The sequence below is a fragment of the Amycolatopsis sp. NPDC051373 genome (genome assembly GCF_040689465.1).
In the GTDB taxonomy this organism is placed as follows: domain Bacteria; phylum Actinomycetota; class Actinomycetes; order Mycobacteriales; family Pseudonocardiaceae; genus Amycolatopsis.
This window is the reverse complement of sequence record NZ_JBFBAE010000043.1, coordinates 1-15957: the sequence shown is the minus strand read 5'-3', so window position 1 is coordinate 15957 and position 15957 is coordinate 1. Positions and strand designations below refer to the sequence as shown.

Annotated in this window: 18 protein-coding genes and 1 pseudogene; 5 read left to right on the top strand and 14 right to left on the bottom strand. The window is 71.3% G+C overall.

Features of this window, described 5'->3' with window-relative positions; translation table 11 throughout:
* Window positions 1-28: 28 nt before the first annotated feature.
* Window positions 29-1624, bottom strand: a complete 1596-nt coding sequence (locus AB0383_RS46645; protein WP_364188240.1) for a helix-turn-helix domain-containing protein — start codon at window positions 1622-1624, stop codon at window positions 29-31.
* 156 nt (window positions 1625-1780) lie between these two features.
* Here AB0383_RS46645 and pruA point away from each other — a divergent pair, with 156 nt between their 5' ends.
* Entirely contained in the window at window positions 1781-3409 is a 1629-nt protein-coding gene (pruA, locus tag AB0383_RS46640) for an L-glutamate gamma-semialdehyde dehydrogenase (RefSeq protein WP_364188242.1), read from the top strand.
* 13 nt (window positions 3410-3422) lie between these two features.
* On the top strand, window positions 3423-4352 hold the full coding sequence (locus AB0383_RS46635) for a proline dehydrogenase family protein (RefSeq protein WP_366190920.1): 930 nt from the start codon (window positions 3423-3425) through the stop codon (window positions 4350-4352).
* Window positions 4353-4436: 84 nt separating this feature from the next.
* On the opposite strand, the gene trxA is transcribed toward AB0383_RS46635, so the two are convergent.
* Window positions 4437-4820 carry a thioredoxin gene (gene trxA / locus AB0383_RS46630; RefSeq protein WP_364188247.1) on the bottom strand — a complete coding sequence of 128 codons (384 nt, stop codon included), beginning with the start codon at window positions 4818-4820 and terminating at the stop codon, window positions 4437-4439.
* Window positions 4821-4907: 87 nt separating this feature from the next.
* Between trxA and AB0383_RS46625 the strand changes: the two genes are divergently transcribed.
* Entirely contained in the window at window positions 4908-5150 is a 243-nt protein-coding gene (locus AB0383_RS46625) for a DUF2630 family protein (protein WP_366190917.1), read from the top strand.
* Window positions 5151-6182: 1032 nt separating this feature from the next.
* Here the strand turns inward: AB0383_RS46625 and AB0383_RS46620 are convergent.
* From AB0383_RS46620 to AB0383_RS46570, 11 genes and pseudogenes are all read right to left on the bottom strand, one after another.
* On the bottom strand, window positions 6183-6851 hold the full coding sequence (locus tag AB0383_RS46620) for a DNA alkylation repair protein (RefSeq protein WP_366190915.1): 669 nt from the start codon (window positions 6849-6851) through the stop codon (window positions 6183-6185).
* Between the two features lie 13 nt (window positions 6852-6864).
* Window positions 6865-8430 carry an alpha/beta hydrolase gene (locus tag AB0383_RS46615; RefSeq protein ID WP_366190913.1) on the bottom strand — a complete coding sequence of 522 codons (1566 nt, stop codon included), beginning with the start codon at window positions 8428-8430 and terminating at the stop codon, window positions 6865-6867.
* Window positions 8431-8498: 68 nt separating this feature from the next.
* On the bottom strand, window positions 8499-9578 hold the full coding sequence (locus tag AB0383_RS46610; RefSeq protein WP_364188258.1) for an ATP-dependent DNA ligase: 1080 nt from the start codon (window positions 9576-9578) through the stop codon (window positions 8499-8501).
* A 26-nt stretch (window positions 9579-9604) separates the two neighbouring features.
* Window positions 9605-10204: an alkaline shock response membrane anchor protein AmaP gene (locus AB0383_RS46605; protein ID WP_366190911.1), complete on the bottom strand. Its 600-nt coding sequence runs from the start codon at window positions 10202-10204 to the stop codon at window positions 9605-9607.
* A complete protein-coding gene (locus AB0383_RS46600) occupies window positions 10201-10737 on the bottom strand; it encodes a DUF6286 domain-containing protein (protein ID WP_364188264.1) in 537 nt (178 codons plus the stop codon). Before AB0383_RS46600 ends, AB0383_RS46605 begins: the two co-directional genes overlap by 4 nt.
* Entirely contained in the window at window positions 10737-11126 is a 390-nt protein-coding gene (locus AB0383_RS46595; protein ID WP_364188267.1) for an Asp23/Gls24 family envelope stress response protein, read from the bottom strand. The genes AB0383_RS46600 and AB0383_RS46595 overlap by 1 nt, the downstream gene beginning before the upstream one ends.
* On the bottom strand, window positions 11123-11299 hold the full coding sequence (locus tag AB0383_RS46590) for a hypothetical protein (protein ID WP_220238397.1): 177 nt from the start codon (window positions 11297-11299) through the stop codon (window positions 11123-11125). Before AB0383_RS46590 ends, AB0383_RS46595 begins: the two co-directional genes overlap by 4 nt.
* 41 nt (window positions 11300-11340) lie before the next feature.
* Entirely contained in the window at window positions 11341-11793 is a 453-nt protein-coding gene (locus tag AB0383_RS46585; protein ID WP_364188270.1) for an Asp23/Gls24 family envelope stress response protein, read from the bottom strand.
* A 203-nt stretch (window positions 11794-11996) separates the two neighbouring features.
* Window positions 11997-12188, bottom strand: a complete 192-nt coding sequence (locus tag AB0383_RS46580; RefSeq protein ID WP_366190988.1) for a hypothetical protein — start codon at window positions 12186-12188, stop codon at window positions 11997-11999.
* A 37-nt stretch (window positions 12189-12225) separates the two neighbouring features.
* Window positions 12226-12465: pseudogene (locus AB0383_RS46575) on the bottom strand (sigma-70 family RNA polymerase sigma factor); the annotation flags it as partial.
* A complete protein-coding gene (locus AB0383_RS46570) occupies window positions 12465-13214 on the bottom strand; it encodes a pyrimidine reductase family protein (protein WP_364188273.1) in 750 nt (249 codons plus the stop codon). The gene AB0383_RS46570 and the pseudogene AB0383_RS46575, both read right to left, overlap by 1 nt.
* A gap of 103 nt (window positions 13215-13317) precedes the next feature.
* Between AB0383_RS46570 and zapE the strand changes: the two genes are divergently transcribed.
* Window positions 13318-14340: a cell division protein ZapE gene (gene zapE, locus AB0383_RS46565; protein WP_364188275.1), complete on the top strand. Its 1023-nt coding sequence runs from the start codon at window positions 13318-13320 to the stop codon at window positions 14338-14340.
* On the opposite strand, the gene AB0383_RS46560 is transcribed toward zapE, so the two are convergent.
* Window positions 14303-14878 carry a phosphatase PAP2 family protein gene (locus tag AB0383_RS46560; RefSeq protein ID WP_366190906.1) on the bottom strand — a complete coding sequence of 192 codons (576 nt, stop codon included), beginning with the start codon at window positions 14876-14878 and terminating at the stop codon, window positions 14303-14305. The two genes, zapE and AB0383_RS46560, sit on opposite strands and share 38 nt — an antisense overlap.
* Before the next feature lie 102 nt (window positions 14879-14980).
* Between AB0383_RS46560 and AB0383_RS46555 the strand changes: the two genes are divergently transcribed.
* A complete protein-coding gene (locus AB0383_RS46555; protein ID WP_366190904.1) occupies window positions 14981-15862 on the top strand; it encodes an FAD-dependent oxidoreductase in 882 nt (293 codons plus the stop codon).
* Window positions 15863-15957 lie beyond the last annotated feature (95 nt).

Genomic DNA, 15957 nt, shown 5'->3' with positions numbered 1-15957 from the left:
AGGCCGCACTCCGCCCCGCACAAGGTTTCTACAGCCGCAGCTGCAGCTGCGTGAGCAGCCGCTGGGCCGGATCCCCGAGGTCGACACCGGACACCTCCGCCGCCCGCCGCACGCGGTACCGCACGGTGTTCGGGTGGATGTTCAACGCCTTCGCGGCCGCGCGCGCATCCCCGAACGCGTCGAGGTACGCGAGCACCGCCGGCACGAGAATGCCGCCGTGGTCGGCGTCGTGCGCCAGCAGCTCGGTCAGCCGCGGATCGCGGATGCGGGGCTGGTCCGCGAGGTACGCCAGCACTTCCGACAGCAGCACGTCGGCGCGCACATCCGCCAGCGACGCGACGGCTTCGGGCCAGCGCCCGCGCGCCATCGCGAGTAGCACCCGGTCCGCGTCGCCCCGGGAAGCCGCTGCGTCGGACAGCCGGGGGACCACGCCACCGAGCGCGGCACGCACCGGCACGTCGAGGTGCCGCTCCGCCGCCGTCACGATCTCCTTGGCCAGAGCCAGAACCGCCGCGTCGGAATGCTCCGGCAGGTCGGGCAGCAACGCGTAGACGCGCGCGCCCAGCACACTCACCAGGGCACTGCGCCGGTAGGCGGCGGTGTGCACCGCGATCAGGTGCACCAGCTCCGCGCGCCGCAGCAGCCGGTCCGACGCGGCGGGCCCGGTCGACGACAACGCGAACGTCAGCACCTGCGCGGGCCGCGCGGGATCGGCGCCGATGTCGTCGGCCACCGACTCGGCGTCGACGCGGCCTTCCAGCAGCCCGGCCAGCAGGTCTTCGCGAAGCCGCAGCTGGGGGCTCGGCAGCGTGCGGGCCCGGATGAGCTGCGGCGCCAGCGAGCGGCTCGCGCCGAGCAGCGCCACCTCCGCCTGCTCGGTGAGCGGCGTGGCGCCCTCCTGCACCCAGATCGTGCCCAGGGGCTGCGATCCCGCGTGGATGCCGGCCGCGATGCGCCGGCGGATGCCCAGCTCGGGCCGTTCGTCGATCCGCACGATCCCCTCGCCCGCGCGTAGCCGCTGGTAGACGCCCCATTCCCGCAGCATCGCCAGGTACCGCTCGGGTCCCTCGCGCCCGAGGATCGACAGCCGGCGCAGCTCGTCGACCTCGTCGGACGAGCGCGAGTACGCCAGCACGCGGCTCGCGGTGTCCTCGATGCTGACCAGGCCGCCGGTGAGCGTCGCGACCGTCTGGGCCAGGGCGAACAGGTCGCCCAGCACCTCGCCGGTCTCCGCCTCGCCGCCGGCGCGGGCCGCGTCGACGACCCCGCGCGCCAGCGCCTCCACCTGCTCCCACCGCGCCTCGGCCCCCACGGTGAGCAGCGCGACGCCCGCGTCGGCCGCCACGTCCGTGCCGCCCTCGCCCTTCACGGCCACCGCGGCCGCCCCGCCGCGCCCGGCCGCGCGGATGGCCGCGGCCGCCGCCCGGCCGCGCGCGCCGATCACCAGCACAAGGTCACCAGGGTGGGCTTCCGGCGGGTCTTCGGGGTCGAGGATCACTACGTCGTCGACCCGCACGCCCAACCCCTGCGGCGCCACGAGCACCCGTACGAGCGGCTCGCCCAGCGTCGCCAGCACGTGGCGCAGCGAGGTGGCGGGCAAGCCGTCGGACGCTTCCGCTGTCATCGGATCACCTTCATCCGATCGGACAAGTTCATCACCATGATTCTAGCCGGTCGGACAAACCTGCCAGCGCTTTCCGGAGTTACCGTTCGGGCATCCCCGCAGTACAGAGCAGCAGTACCGGGAAGCACAGCAGAAGAAAGACCAGAGGGAGCCGCCGTGGACGCCGTGACCCAGACACCGACCCCGAAGAACGAGCCGGTGTACACCTACGCACCGGGCAGCGCCGAGCGCGCCGAGCTGGAAGGGGCGCTGAAGAAACTGGGTCAGGCCGGTCCGGTCGACCTGACCGTGACCGTGGGCGGCGAGCAGCGCGCCGGGGGCGGCGAGAAGATCGACGTCGTCGAGCCGCACAACCACAGCCACGTGCTCGGCACCATCTCCAGCGCGTCTCAACAGGACACGAAGGACGCGATCGTCGCCGCCGGCAAAGCCGCGCCGGAGTGGCGCGCGCTGTCGTTCGACGACCGCGCCGCCGTGCTGCTGCGCGCCGCCGACCTGCTGACCGGCCCGTGGCGCGCGACAATCAACGCCGCCACCATGCTCGGCCAGTCGAAGACCGCGACGCAGGCCGAGATCGACTCCGCGTGCGAGCTTGCCGACTTCTGGCGCTTCAACGTCGAGTTCGGCCGCCGCATCCTCGCCGAGCAGCCCGCCAGCTCGCCCGGCGTGTGGAACCGCATGGAGCACCGCCCGCTCGAGGGCTTCGTCTACGCGATCACGCCGTTCAACTTCACCGCGATCGCCGGCAACCTGCCCACCGCGCCCGCGCTGATGGGCAACACCGTGCTGTGGAAGCCGTCGCCGACGCAGAGCCTGGCCGCGCACCTCACCATGCGGCTGCTCGAAGAGGCCGGCATGCCGCCGGGCGTGATCAACCTGCTCCCGGGCGACGGCAAGGCCGTGTCCGAGGTGGCGCTGACGCACCGCGACCTCGCCGGCATCCACTTCACCGGCTCGACGCCGACGTTCCAGCACCTCTGGAGCACCGTCGGCGCGAACATTGCCGGCTACCGCAGCTACCCGCGTCTCGTCGGCGAGACCGGCGGTAAGGACTTCGTGCTCGCGCACCCGTCGGCCGACCTCGACGTGCTGCGCACGGCGTTGGTCCGCGGCGCCTTCGAGTACCAGGGCCAGAAGTGCTCCGCGGCTTCGCGTGCGTACGTGCCGCGCAGCCTGTGGGAGCAGCTGAAGGACGGCCTGGTCAGCGAGACGGAGGCCATCACCTACGGCGACGTCAGCGACCTGGCGCACTTCGGCGGTGCCGTGATCGACCGTCGCGCGTTCGACAAGCACGCGTCGCTGTTCGAGCGGGTCAAGGGCGACAGCGAGGTCGAGATCCTCACCGGTGGCACCGCCGACGACAGCGTGGGCTACTTCGTACAGCCCACCGTCCTCGTGTCGAGCAACCCGAAGCACGAGATCTTCAGCACCGAGTACTTCGGCCCGATCCTGTCGGTCCACGTGTACGAGGACGCGCAGTTCGACGAGATGCTCAAGGTCATCGACGAGACCGCGGCCTACGCGCTCACCGGTTCCGTGATCGCCAACGACCGCACCGCCGTGGCCAAGGCCTCGCAGGCGCTGCGCTACACGGCGGGCAACTTCTACGTCAACGACAAGCCGACCGGCGCCGTCGTCGGGCAGCAGCCGTTCGGCGGGGCCCGCGCTTCGGGCACTAACGACAAGGCCGGTTCGATCTTCAACCTGCTTCGCTGGACGAGCCCGCGCTCGATCAAGGAGACGTTCGTGCCGCCGACCGCCGTGCGCTACCCGCACCAGGGCTGAGGGAGAAACCGCCATGCTGCGTGCCCCGTTGCTCGCCGCCGCCCGATCCCGGCGGATGCGCGCGTTGATCGAAGCAGTGCCCGCGACGCGATCCGTCGTGCGCCGCTTCGTCTCCGGGTCCACGACCGCCGACGCCGTGCGCGCCGCGCGCGAGCTGGCCGCCGACGGCCGGTCGATCACGATCGACCACCTCGGTGAGGACACGACCGACGCCACCCAGGCGGCCACCACGGTCCGGGCCTACGAGGAATTGCTCTCGGCGCTCGCCGACCAGGGCTTGGCCGCCGGTGCCGACGTCTCGGTGAAGCTTTCGGCCGTCGGCCAGTTCCTGCCCGGTGACGGCGAGGGCGTGGCGCTGGAGAACGCGCGCAAGATCTGCGCGGCGGCCGAGGCCGTCGGCGCGACGGTGACGCTCGACATGGAGGACCACACCACCACGGACTCGACGTTGCAGATCCTTCGGGAGCTGCGCGGCGAGTACCCGTGGGTCGGTGCGGTGCTGCAGGCCTACCTCAAGCGCACCGAGCAGGACTGCCGCGAGCTGTCCGGCCCGGGGTCGCGCGTGCGGCTGTGCAAAGGCGCCTACGCGGAGCCTTCGTCGGTGGCGTTCGAGGACAAGGCCGACGTCGACAAGTCCTACGTGCGCTGCCTGCGCGTGCTGATGGCGGGCGAGGGCTACCCGATGGTCGCCTCGCACGACCCGCGGATGATCGCCATCGCGAAGGAGCTGGCCGCCGACGCGGGCCGCAAACCCGGCGACCACGAGTTCCAGATGCTCTACGGCATCCGCCCGGAGGAGCAGAAGAACCTCGCGGCCGAGGGGCGAACGATGCGCGTGTACGTGCCGTGCGGCGACGAGTGGTACGGCTACTTCATGCGCCGGCTCGCCGAGCGTCCGGCCAACCTGGCGTTCTTCCTGCGTGGGCTCGTCACCCGCTCCTGAGAACCTGCGAAGGCCCCCTCGACCACGTTCATCCGTGGTTGAGGGGGCCTTCGTGGTTTGTGACCCCTTGCTCGGGGCGGTGCTTCAGGCCTGCTCCTGGGCGGCCTGCTCGGCCTGCTCGGCGGCGGCCTTCTTCACCTCGTCCATGTCGACCTCGCGAGCCTGGCGGATGAGGTCCTCCAGAGCCGGCTCCGGCAGCGCGCCCGGCTGCGCGTAGATCAGCGTCTTGTCGCGGATCACGGCCAGCGTCGGGATCGAGCGGATGTCGAACGCGGCGGCCAGCTGCTGCTCGGCCTCCGTGTCGACCTTGGCGAAGACGATGTCGGAGTGCTTCTCCGACGACTTGTCATACACCGGCGCGAACTGGCGACACGGCCCGCACCAGCTCGCCCAGAAGTCGATCAGGACGAAGTCGTTGTCGGTCACGGTCTGGTCGAAGTTGGCGGTGGTCAGCTCAACGGTGCTCATGGTGGATTCAACGGACGGCGCCGGGCGGGAATTCCCCGGCGGCGGGTAGCGTCATGGGCCGGTAGTACGAGGTGAGGAGGACCACCCATGGCCAACGGCGAGATCCTGGGCCGCATCGACGAGCTCATCGCGGAAGAGCACCAGCTGCGGTCGCGTTCGGTCGGTACCGGGCTGTCCGGTGACGACCAGGCGCAGCTGACGAAGGTGGAGCAGGAGCTCGACCAGTGCTGGGACCTGCTGAGGCAGCGGCGGGCTCGGACGGAGTTCCACGAGAACCCGGATGAGGCGTCGGTGCGGTCTGTGGGTGAGGTTGAGGGGTATCGGCAGTAGGGTTTTCTTGTTGTCCGGCTCGGCGCGCGGAGCGCGCCATTGCCGGATATAGGGGTGTGTGGATGGGCACCCCGATTTTTGATTGTCACTACGGTCTGGGTCGGTTTGTCAAGGCGGGAAAGAGTACCTTGACAAACCGACCCAGACCGTGTTGTGGAAAAGAATCGGGGGCCGGCCGGGGGAAGGTTGCGGGGAGGGGATAGTGCGCTGGTGGGTTGCGTTGCCAGGTGGTGGTTGAGTGGGGCAAGGGCGACGCAATTCGGTGGTTTGGTTGGCTTTGAATCGCGGTCAGGTTATGCGGCCCCGGTTTTCTCAATTCTGAGCATTTTTGCCGCTTCCGGCTGGTGATGCGCCCCTCGGTTAGCCGGACGTCTAGCGCCGAAACGCTGAGTCCCAGCCCCTATCCTGCGCCCCAAAGCGGCGTTCGTTGCACTCAACGCCCCGAACGCCCCGCCGGTTGCCTGCAATGCACCGAATGCCGCATTGGGGCGCTGTTGTCACTCCTCGCCCGCCGCCCGCCTGCACCGCACCCGCCTCGGCGGCTTTTGCGACCTCTCGGCTCCCGGCCGCACGCGCAACCCGCCACCCCCCACTCACCTCGGCGACTCTTGCCTCTCCTCAATAACCACCCGGCGACGCAACTCGCTGACGCCCAAGCCGCCCGTGCTCTTGCCTCTACCGACCTCTCACCCGGCAACGCAACTGGCCGCACCCACCTAAGCTGCCCGCGCTCTTGTCCCTGCCCGCGTCCGCCCGGCAACGCAGCTGGCTGCACCCACCTAAGGCCCCCGTGTTCTTGCCTCTACCCACCCCTCACCCGGCAACGCAACTCACGAACTCCCAACCCCTCCCCGCAACCTTCCCCCGGCCGGCCCCCCGATTCTTTTCCCCAACACGGTAGAGATCGGCTTGTCAAGGTACTCTTTCCCGCCTTGACAAGCCGATCTCTACCGTCGTGACAATTAAAAATCGGGGTGCCCCACCACCCATCCCTATATGCGGCAATGGTGCGCCCCGCGCGCCGAGCCGTAACTACTCGACTTTACGAGAAACCATCTCAGCAATCCAAACCGGCGCATACGGCGACGTACAATTCGCCGGCGTCGGATAATCCTTCAAAACCCCCAACCGCTCCCCAATACCCACCGCACGACCCCGATAACCCGGATGCTCAATCCCAATCTGCGCAAGACAATGATTCATCGCCCACTGCAACCTTTCGGGCGCATCCTTCATCTCACCCCCGATGACATCCAGCAACCCACCGAGATCCAGCCCATCAGGAGCCTTCGCCACACGATCAGTAGTCAGCGCCCACCCAGCACTGGCCACGATCGGATCCGAATCACTGAACCAGGCAACCCGCAGCTCCTCGACGTGAGGACTTCTCTTCACGACGTAGGCCACGAGCCAGTCATGCACCTTGGGCGTCCTAGCCCCACGCAGCATGGTGTCCAACTCGACACGCTCGAACAACTTCGGCCGGCAAATCAGCAATGACACCAGCCTCGCAGCTGTGTCCCCCGTAGCCCAGAGCTCAACGGCAAGCTCATGCTGCGTCTTCAACCTCTTGGCCAGCGCACGCAACTTACCGAGATTCACCCCATGGTCATCGCCATGTTTCTCGTTCACCGCCCGAGACCTCGGGTCCTCCAGGGCGGCCAGTTCGGCCAGCACCTCGGCCACAGTGCTGTCGGTCACGGTGAACCCCCTGTCAAGCCGGGCACAGAGTCCCGTCAGTAGGAACCTTTCCATCGATCAAAAACGCCTGAACAGCCGACGTCACACAAGGCGACTGCCCGACTGCCCCATGCCCGGCCCCTTGCCACGAGATGGTCACCGCACTCGGCATCTGATCCGCAGCCCGCGTCGTCCCGATCTCCGGCGTCACCGGGTCAGCAGCCGTCGCGGCGACCAGAATCGGTGGCGCACCAGGCGCCCCGGCAGCAGGCAGCGGCTCGCGACGCACCGGCCAGGCCCCACACCACGCGAGCTCCTGCGCCACAGCTGACCCGAACTGCGGATACTTGGCCCGCATCCCCTCGTCGACCTTGTTGATCTGGTCGGCAGGCAGCCGGGTAGCCGCGTCATTGCACCGAGTCGCCAGCACCCCGCCGATCCGCGACGTACGGCCCTGCGCATCGACGATCACCGGGTCCGCGAACGACTCCAGCGCAGTCACATCGCCGGACTTGGCCGCAGCCAGCGCATCGGCAAGCGCCGGCCACCGCGTCCGGTCGGCCAAGCCGAGATACACCGCGTAAGTCGCGATACCGGGAGTCACCGTGACGCCGTCCGGAGTCGTCTCCGGTGCCGCACGCAAGCGGTCGGTCACCGCCTTCAACGCGGCCTTCGGATCGCCCATCGCACACCCACGAGCCGCACAATCGGCCCCGAACGCGTCCAACGTCGCCTGCGCACCCGCGGCGACAGCGTCCAGCACCGCGGCACGGTCCTGACCAGGATCCGGCAAGCCGTCCAGAACCATCCGTCCCACCTGCGCGGGATAGCGCACGGCGTACTCCGACAGCACCTTCGAGCCATCACCGCGTCCGAGAGCGTTGAGGTGCGGCACGCCGAGCTGGGTCCGCAGCTGTTCGAGGTCGCCGGCGGTGCGCCAGCTGTCCAGCGCCGTCTGGGCCGTGTCGAGGTCGATGGCGCACTGCTGGCCGGCGCGGCGGGAGGCGTCGAGAACGTCCGTGAGGTCGCCCTGGGCCGGGTCGGCGCCGAGCAGCGCTTCTCGTGCCTCCGGGGGCACGCACTGCACGCCGCCCGAAAGGCCGGTGCCGCGGCGGTCCACGCCGATCAGCGAGAACTTCTGGAGGAACGCGGGCGGCAGCTGCGAGGCCAGGCGCGCGGCGAAGACGGAGCCGGGTTCGCCGCCGATGTCGTTCACGACCACGAGCGGGATCGGGCCGTCGCCGGCCTTGAGCACGAGGATGCGCGCGAGCAGGTGCTGCGTGTCGTCGGGCGCGTCGAGCGGGCTGGTCAGGCGCGCGCACGTGAAGTGCAGCGAGGCCGGCGCGGCGGGGGAGCCCATGCGCTGGCGGGTGTCGTCGTCGCAGTCGGTCCAGCGCAGGCTGGGCGACTGCGGTTGCGCGAGCGGCGGCAGCGGCACGGGCGCGGCGCTGGGGGCCGGCGGCTGCGTGGCCTGACCGTCGTTGTCCACCACCGCCGGGCGCACCGACGGTCCCGTGGTGCAGCCCGCGACGGTCAGCGCTGCCACCAGCACTGCCACCAGGGCACGCAGGCGGGGGCGGCTGGTGGAACGGCGGCGCACGGGCTGGTCCTCACGTGGTATCGGTGGAGCTGTCCGACGAGCTTGGCACGCCGGGTGTGACGCGGAAGTTAGCGGGTCCGCACGACTTCGCCGCGGAACACCGCCGACAGGTCGTAGCGCGCCGGTTCGTCCAGCTGCGCGTAGCCGCAAGACGCCGGTTCCCGGTCCGGGCGCCACCGCTTGAACTGCGCGGTGTGCCGGAACCGCGCGGGCTCGCCGCCCTCGGTGTGCTCGTAGCCCACCTCGACCACGCGCTCCAGCTTCAGCGGTACCCACGCGTGCTCGGTCGAGCGCCAGCGCGTGATGCCGCCCGGGATCCGCTGGCCCTCGCGCACGGCGTCGCCCACCCACGGGTGGCCCTCGCCGTCGGTGATCAGCGGGGCCAGCTCTTCGGCCAGCTCACGGCGACGCTTGACCGGGAACGAGCCGACCACGCCGACGTGGTGCAGCAGCCCGTCGGCGTCGTACAGCCCGAGCAGGAACGACCCGACGGCCTCACCAGGCCCGCCGTCGACGTGCCAGCGCAGCCCGGCCAGCACGCAGTCCGCGGTCCGGGAGTGCTTGTACTTGAACAGCACGCGCTTGCCCGGCGAGTACGGCTCGTCGAGCGGCTTGCCGATCACGCCGTCAAGCCCCGCCCCCTCGAACAGCTCGAACCAGTGCCGCGCGGTGTCCGGGTCGGTCGTGGCCGGCGTGAGGTGCACGCCGTCGCCCGCGATGCCTTCCAGCCGCGCTCGCCGCGCCGACGTCGGTTCGTCCATGAAGGACTCCGAACCGAGCGCGAGCACGTCGAACGCCACGAACTCCGCGGGCGTCTCCTTGGCCAGCAGCTGCACGCGGGAGTCGGCCGGGTGGATGCGCTCGGTCAGCGCGTCGAAGTCGAGCTTGCCGCCGCGGCCCACCACCAGCTCGCCGTCGAGCACGACCTGCTCGGGCAGCGTCGCCAGCAGCCGCTCCACGACCTCGGGGAAGTAGCGGTTGAGCGGCTTTTCGGCGCGCGACTGCAGGGTGAGCTCGTCGCCGTCGCGGAAGACCAGGCAGCGGAACCCGTCCCACTTGGGCTCGAACAGCAGCCCGCCGGAGTCGGGGATCGCCTTCGCCGGCTTGGCGAGCATGGGCTTGATCGGAGCCTGCACGGGGAGGGCCATGCGGGCATTCTGTGCGAAACGCGCGGTCAGCGCACGCGTGCCGGGCCCGTCGTGTCGAGTTCGAGCCGCACGGCCGTGGGCAGCGAGTCGATCCCGAGCGCCTCGCGGGCGCGGGTGAGCACGTATGTGTCGAGGTCGGTCCAGATGCGCCGGACGTCGGTGCCTTCGCTCAGCCACAGCGTCACGCGCAGCGCCGGTTCGGCGGACGTGCCGACCGCGCGCGCCCTCGCCCGGGTGACGCCGGCGATGGCCTCGGCGTCGGTCTGCACCGCACCGGCGAGCGCGCCGGCGGTCACGATGAGCTCGGCGCCCGGCGTCTCGTCGAGCGCCAGGTCAGGGCGGCGTTCGGGGCGCAGCGAGCGGAAGAACCACCACAGCCCCAGCACGAACAGCAGCACGCCGAGCACGACGGCGCCGATCCGCGCGGACAGCTGGTGCCCGGCCAGCCAGCTCACGGCCATCGGATCGAGCAGCGGCCGCTGCGCGCGGAACTCGCCGAGCCAGCCCTGCCCGACCACGAGCGCGGCCGCGCCCGCGAGGACCGCGACCAGGCCGGTCAGGAACGTCAGCGTGCGCTCGGCGCTGTGGGACCGGCCCAGGGCGCGGCTTGCGGTGGAGCGGCTCATCGGCGGTCCTTCGGTGAGTCGACGACCACGGACACCTTCGGCCGCCGTTCGAGCGGGACGTCGTCCAGCACCGTCGCGACGGTCTCCAGCAGCCGCGGCCGCAGCTGTTCCTCGTTCTCCAGCCGGCTGGTCGCACGCACGCGCACTTTGCGCGCGCTCGCCGTCACGCTCGCGCCGGTGACGTTGGCCTGCGCGCGCACGGCGAGCCCGACCAGGCGCGCGAGCGCCCGCGGCGACGTGCTCACGCAGATCCCGTCGGCCGGGTCGGCCATCCGCACGGCACGGCTGCCCGCGGTGAGGGCGAAGAGCACGAACAGCAGCCCGGCCACGAGCACGATCACCGCCGTGACCCGCACGGACGTGCCGGTCCACGGCAGCGCGGCGAGGTCTTCGCGCCAGCGTTCCCACGGCACGATCAGCGGCGCGCGGCCCGGCTGCCACCAGCGCCACCCGACCTCGATCGCCAGCAGGGCTCCGCCGACCGCGACGGCCAGACCGAGCACAGTGGACAGGAACCGCACGAGGAACCGCATCAGCGCACCCGCGGCCGGGCGTCGGGCAGCAGCGCGGAAACGGTCACCGCGATCGAGCGCACGTGGTACGCCGTGATCCGCTCGACCTCCTCGGTGACCTTCGCGCGCACGTCACCCGTCACGGTCCGGACCGGCGCCGGGTACCGCAACGCCAGCTCCAGCGCCAGGTCCACGTCGTTGTCCTCGCCGCCGACCTTCGCGCTCGCGCCGGATCGGCCGCGGGTGAGGCCGGCGACGCGGCGTTCGGTCTGCACCGTGCCGGGCACGAGGTCCGCGGCGTGCTGCGCGACCTTGCGTACCACGGCGTGGGCGATGCTGAGGCTGCCGCGCTCCTCGGGTTCGGCCAGGTCGCCGCGCGGCAGGTCGACCGGGAGCGGCTGGCCGGTCACTTGTCGCGGCCCCGGCCGAAGAGGTCGCCGAGGTCGAGCTCACCGTCGACGACGCGGCCGATGACCAGCCCCACGACCCCCACGGCGAACGTGACCAGGAAGGCGGTGAACCCCTGGGTTGCGGCGAGGCCGAGAATCAGCCCGGCGAGGATCCCGGTCTGCGTTGCGTTCAACGTTTCCTCCTGGTGCTGGGTGGTCGGAGAGTCGCGCGGTGCTATTCCACGCGGGAGGATTCGGGTTCGTCGTCCTCGTCGGGCAGGTGGACGTCGTTGACCGCGATGTTCACCTCGATCACCTCGAGCGCGGTGATCTGCTCCACGGCCTCGATCACGTTGCGCCGCACGGCTCGTGATACCTCGACGATCCGGGCGCCGTACTCCACGACCAGGTCGAGGTCGATTGCCGTCTGCTTCTCGCCCACCTCGACGGCGACGCCTGCGGTGGACGTGGTGCCGGAGCCGGGGATCCGCTCCTTCAGCGCGCCGAACGCGCGCGACACCCCGCCGCCGAGCGCGTGGACACCGGCGATCTCGCGTGCCGCTAGCCCGGCGACCTTCTGCACCACCAGCGACGAGATCGTGGTCCGGCCCGCGGACCCCTCCTCGTTGAGCGGCGTGGTGATCGCGGTTCCCGGAACATCGGCCCGGCGGGGGATCGGCTGCACCATGGAGTTCGCTCCTCGCTGTCGGTGGGGGACGGCGCCACTGGTGTCGGCGCCGGAAGCTTGCCCACTCCTACGATGTCCGAACCGGGGAAAAGCTCACGGCGGGTCACTCGAACGGGTGAGTTCGGCCCGGTGAGCGGTCGGTTCGGGGCGAGGAAACGACCGTGGCCGCCAGGGATGCGGCCTCGGAACAGAGGTTCGGAGATTCAGAGCTTGCGCGCCACGCCACCCGCGATGATCTGCTGCGCGATCGTCGGCTTCGTGTACCGCGGGCCGTCGGCCCACCACTCGGCCACGGGCACGATGTCGGCGTCGCCGGCGGCGCTGGACGGGATGATCTCCAGCTCGTGGAACAGTTCGCGGATCTCGGTCTTGGTGCGCGCGGTGATGTCCCGCATGGAGCCCCGGCGGATGACCTCGAGGGTCGCCTGGAGCGGCGCCGTGGGTGACCACGCGGTAGAGCCACGTGGACACCGCCGACTCGCGGCGGAACGTCGCGAGCGACCGCCACGCGGCCAGCCACGCCTCCTGCACCACGTCCTCGGCCTCGGCCGGGCTGCCGGTGATGCGCAGCGCGACGCGGTACATCATCGGCGTGTGCCGGCGCACCAGCGTGTCGAACGCGGCGTGGTCACCCGCCGCCGCGGCCGCGACGAGCGCCTCGCTGTCGGCCATCAGCCGCGGCCCCGCCGGTAGCGCAGCAGCGTGAAGCCGTCGTCCACGAGGATCGACGCGAGCTCCATCCGGCGCGGTGGCCGCGCGACCGGTCCCGCCGCGATCCGGCTCGCGGCGCCGCCGACGAGCAGCGGGGCGACGGTGAGGCAAAGCTGGTCGACGAGGTCGGCCGCGATCATCGCCGCGAACAACCCGGGCCCGCCTTCGCAGTCCACGCGCCGCAGGCCGCGTTCGGTCAGCATCGCCAGCGCTCTCGGCAGATCCACGTCTTCGTCGCCCGCCACGAGCACGTCGGCTCCGGCCTCCCGCACCGCCGCGGTGTCGGCGCGCGAAGTGGTGACGACCAACGGCGGCACGCGGGTGTCGGTGAACAGCGGGCCCGCCGGGTCGAGCGAGCCCGTCCGCGTGACGACGGCGATGGGCGGCACCGGCGCCAGACCCAGCCGCGCGCGACGGGCCGAGCGCACCGCGTTGGTCCGGGCGCCACGGTAGTTCTCGGCGCGCGCGGTGCCGCCGCCGACGAGGATCACGTCGGCGAGGTCGCGCGCGAGCAGGAACACACGGCGGTCGGCCGGGTGCGAAAGGCCCTTCGACAGCTCGTCCACGGCCACCGCGCCGTCGGCCGACGCCACGAAGTTGACCTGCACGAACGGGTCGGTGAGGTCTTCGGGGTAGCTGTAGACGCGCTCCAGATCCTCGTCGGACAAGGGCCCGGTCCCGCCCGGTGATGGTGGCCACACGCTCCGCACGCCCGCTATCCCAGCACGGGCACCGACCCGGCCCCGACCGGGGGATACGCGGGTGCGGACACCCGGACCGCCCGCGCGCGGGGCCTGGCTAGGCTCTGCAGCCATGCCCGCAGCTGCCCTGACCGACCGGTTTCCCGAGCTCGGGGCCGACGAGCTGATCTCCTCGCTGGTGCCGCCGCCGCGGTTCGGCGAGGCCCGGTTCTCCACGTACCTCCCGAACCCCGACGAGCCGAGCCAGGCCGCCGCCGTGAAGTCGTGTTCGGCGTTCGCCGGGCGCATCGGAGACCGGCCGGCGAAGAAGTCCCGGCTGCGTTCGCTCTTCGGCGGCGGCGAGGCCGCCCCGGCCGGGCCGATGGGCCTCTACCTCGACGGCGGGTTCGGCGTGGGCAAGACCCACCTGCTCGCGTCGGCGTGGCACGACGCGCCTTCGCCCAAGGCATACGGCACCTTCGTGGAGCTCACGCACCTCGTCGGCGCGCTGGGGTTCGCCGAGGCCGTGCGGCGGCTGTCGGAGCACCGCCTGCTGGCGATCGACGAGTTCGAGCTCGACGACCCCGGCGACACCACGCTCGTGAGCCGGCTGCTGCAGGAGCTCACCGACGCGGGTGTGTACATCGCCGCGACGTCCAACACGCTGCCCCACAAGCTCGGCGAGGGCCGCTTCGCCGCCGAGGACTTCCTGCGCGAGATCCAGGCGCTCTCACGCCGCTTCGAAGTCGTGCGCGTGGACGGGCCGGATTACCGCCACCGCGGCCTGCCCGACGCGCCGCCGCCGGTGAGCGACGAGGAGCTCGACGCGTCGGCCGCCGCGCACGAGGGGTCCACTGTGGACGATTTCGACGCGCTCGTGGCGCACCTGGCCAAGCTGCACCCGTCGCGCTACGGCAAGCTGCTCGACGGAGTGCGGCGCGTGCACCTCAAGCACGTGACGCCGGCGCCGGACCAGAACGTGGGGCTGCGGCTCGTGGCGTTCGCCGACCGGCTCTACGACCGCGCGATCCCCGTCGTGGTGTCGGGCGTGCCGCTGCCGGAGCTGTTCACCGAGGAGATGGTGAACGGCGGCTACCGCAAGAAGTACCTGCGGGCGGTCAGCCGGCTGACGGCGCTGGCACGCGACGCGGTGTGACGGCGCGCACCCCGGTCACCACGGCGGTGGCGAAGAACGTGCCGCCGACGATGTCCGTGAGGTAGTGGTAGCCGAGGCCGATCATGCCGATCGCCGCGCAGCACAGGAGAACCACGCTGAGCACGACGGTGACCACCTTCGGCTTTGCCACCAGGACCAGCACCACGAGCACGGTCACCAGGCTCACCGTGTGGCCGCTGGGGTAGACGAGGATGTCGTTCTTCCAGCGGTCGAACAGCGGCTTGAGCACCCAGGTGTTGAGCGCGAGGGCGAGCGCCGGGCCCGCGACGGCCAGCAGCGCGTCCGTGCGGCGGCGCAGGTAGAGGCAGGCGCCGGCGATGACCACGATGGCCGGGATCAGCACGTACGGCTCGGTCGGCAGCACCAGCACGTTCAGCGTGGTGTGGCCCAGGCCGGCGATCGCTTGCGCCGCGCCCGCGTCGAGCGCGCCGGGGGAGTGCCCGCCCGCGTAGACGAGTCCCAGTGCGACGGTCGCCAGCGCACAGAGCACGGCGACGAGCGCCGGAATGCGGCTCACGGTTTCTCCCCTCCCCGGAGCGAGCCTACGCGGATGGCGGGTGGCGCCGGTGGCCCGGCTTCGGCCACGATCACGGGCGGGAGCACGAGCGGAGGGAGCGGCATGCGGATCACCGTGGCCGGCGGCGGGGTCGTCGGGCTGAGCTGCGCGTACCGGCTGGCCGAGGCAGGCCACAGCGTCACGGTCGTGACGGCGGGCAAACCGGCCGAGACGACGTCGGCCGTGGCCGGCGGGCTGATCTACCCGCCGGTGGCGCGGCCGGACGAGCGCGTGGTGCGCTGGACCGAGACCACCGTCGGCGTGTACCGCTCGCTGCTGGCCGCGCCCGGGATCCGGTTCCTGCCGGGCTGGATTCGTGTCCCTTCAGCTGTGCCCAACCCGCCCTGGCTGACCGCGATGACCGACGTGTCGCGCGAGGGCTCGGTGCTCGCCTTCACCACGGCGCCCGTGGACACGCCGGTGTACCTGACGTGGCTGGCCGAGCAGGTCGCCGCGCTGGGCGTGCGGACCGAGTACCGCACGATCACCTCGCCGGCCGACCTCGACGCCGACGTCGTCGTGAACGCCACCGGCCTCGCCGGCGGCACCCTCGCGGGCGACGACACGCTCGTCCCGGTGCGCGGCCAGGTCGTGCACCTCGCCGACCCGGGGCTCACGTCGTGGTCGGTCGAAGAGGCCGACGGCGACCTGACGTACGTGATCCCGCACGGCCGCCACGTCGTGTGCGGTGGCACCGAGGAGATCGGCCGCAACGACCTCGAGCCGGACGCCGCCGTGGCGGCGGCGATCGTGCGCCGGTGCCGGGAGCTGGAGCCGCGGCTGGCCGACGCCGCCGTGCTCGGCACGCGCGTGGGGCTGCGGCCGGGGCGGCCGAGTGTGCGGCTCGAACGCGTCGGCGACATCGTCCACTGCTACGGCCACGGCGGCGCGGGGATCACGCTGGCGTGGGGCTGCGCGGAGGATGTGGCTTCGCTGGTCGCCTAGTACTGCAACGGCAGTTGCTGGTGTTGTGGTAGATCATCGTGGTGGTGGTCGATGTGGTGATGGATCAGCTGGATCGGGTGCATGAGCGGATCGCG

Bases quoted from the DNA above. Each gene is read 5' to 3' on its own strand.
- AB0383_RS46645 (WP_364188240.1), bottom strand. From the start codon at position 1,624: ATGACAGCGGAAGCGTCCGACGGCTTGCCCGCCACCTCGCTGCGCCAC.
- AB0383_RS46635 (WP_366190920.1), top strand. From the start codon at position 3,423: ATGCTGCGTGCCCCGTTGCTCGCCGCCGCCCGATCCCGGCGGATGCGC.
- trxA (WP_364188247.1), bottom strand. From the start codon at position 4,820: ATGAGCACCGTTGAGCTGACCACCGCCAACTTCGACCAGACCGTGACC.
- AB0383_RS46625 (WP_366190917.1), top strand. From the start codon at position 4,908: ATGGCCAACGGCGAGATCCTGGGCCGCATCGACGAGCTCATCGCGGAA.
- AB0383_RS46610 (WP_364188258.1), bottom strand. From the start codon at position 9,578: ATGGCCCTCCCCGTGCAGGCTCCGATCAAGCCCATGCTCGCCAAGCCG.
- AB0383_RS46605 (WP_366190911.1), bottom strand. From the start codon at position 10,204: ATGAGCCGCTCCACCGCAAGCCGCGCCCTGGGCCGGTCCCACAGCGCC.
- AB0383_RS46600 (WP_364188264.1), bottom strand. From the start codon at position 10,737: ATGCGGTTCCTCGTGCGGTTCCTGTCCACTGTGCTCGGTCTGGCCGTC.
- AB0383_RS46585 (WP_364188270.1), bottom strand. From the start codon at position 11,793: ATGGTGCAGCCGATCCCCCGCCGGGCCGATGTTCCGGGAACCGCGATC.
- AB0383_RS46580 (WP_366190988.1), bottom strand. From the start codon at position 12,188: ATGCGGGACATCACCGCGCGCACCAAGACCGAGATCCGCGAACTGTTC.
- zapE (WP_364188275.1), top strand. From the start codon at position 13,318: ATGCCCGCAGCTGCCCTGACCGACCGGTTTCCCGAGCTCGGGGCCGAC.
- AB0383_RS46555 (WP_366190904.1), top strand. From the start codon at position 14,981: ATGCGGATCACCGTGGCCGGCGGCGGGGTCGTCGGGCTGAGCTGCGCG.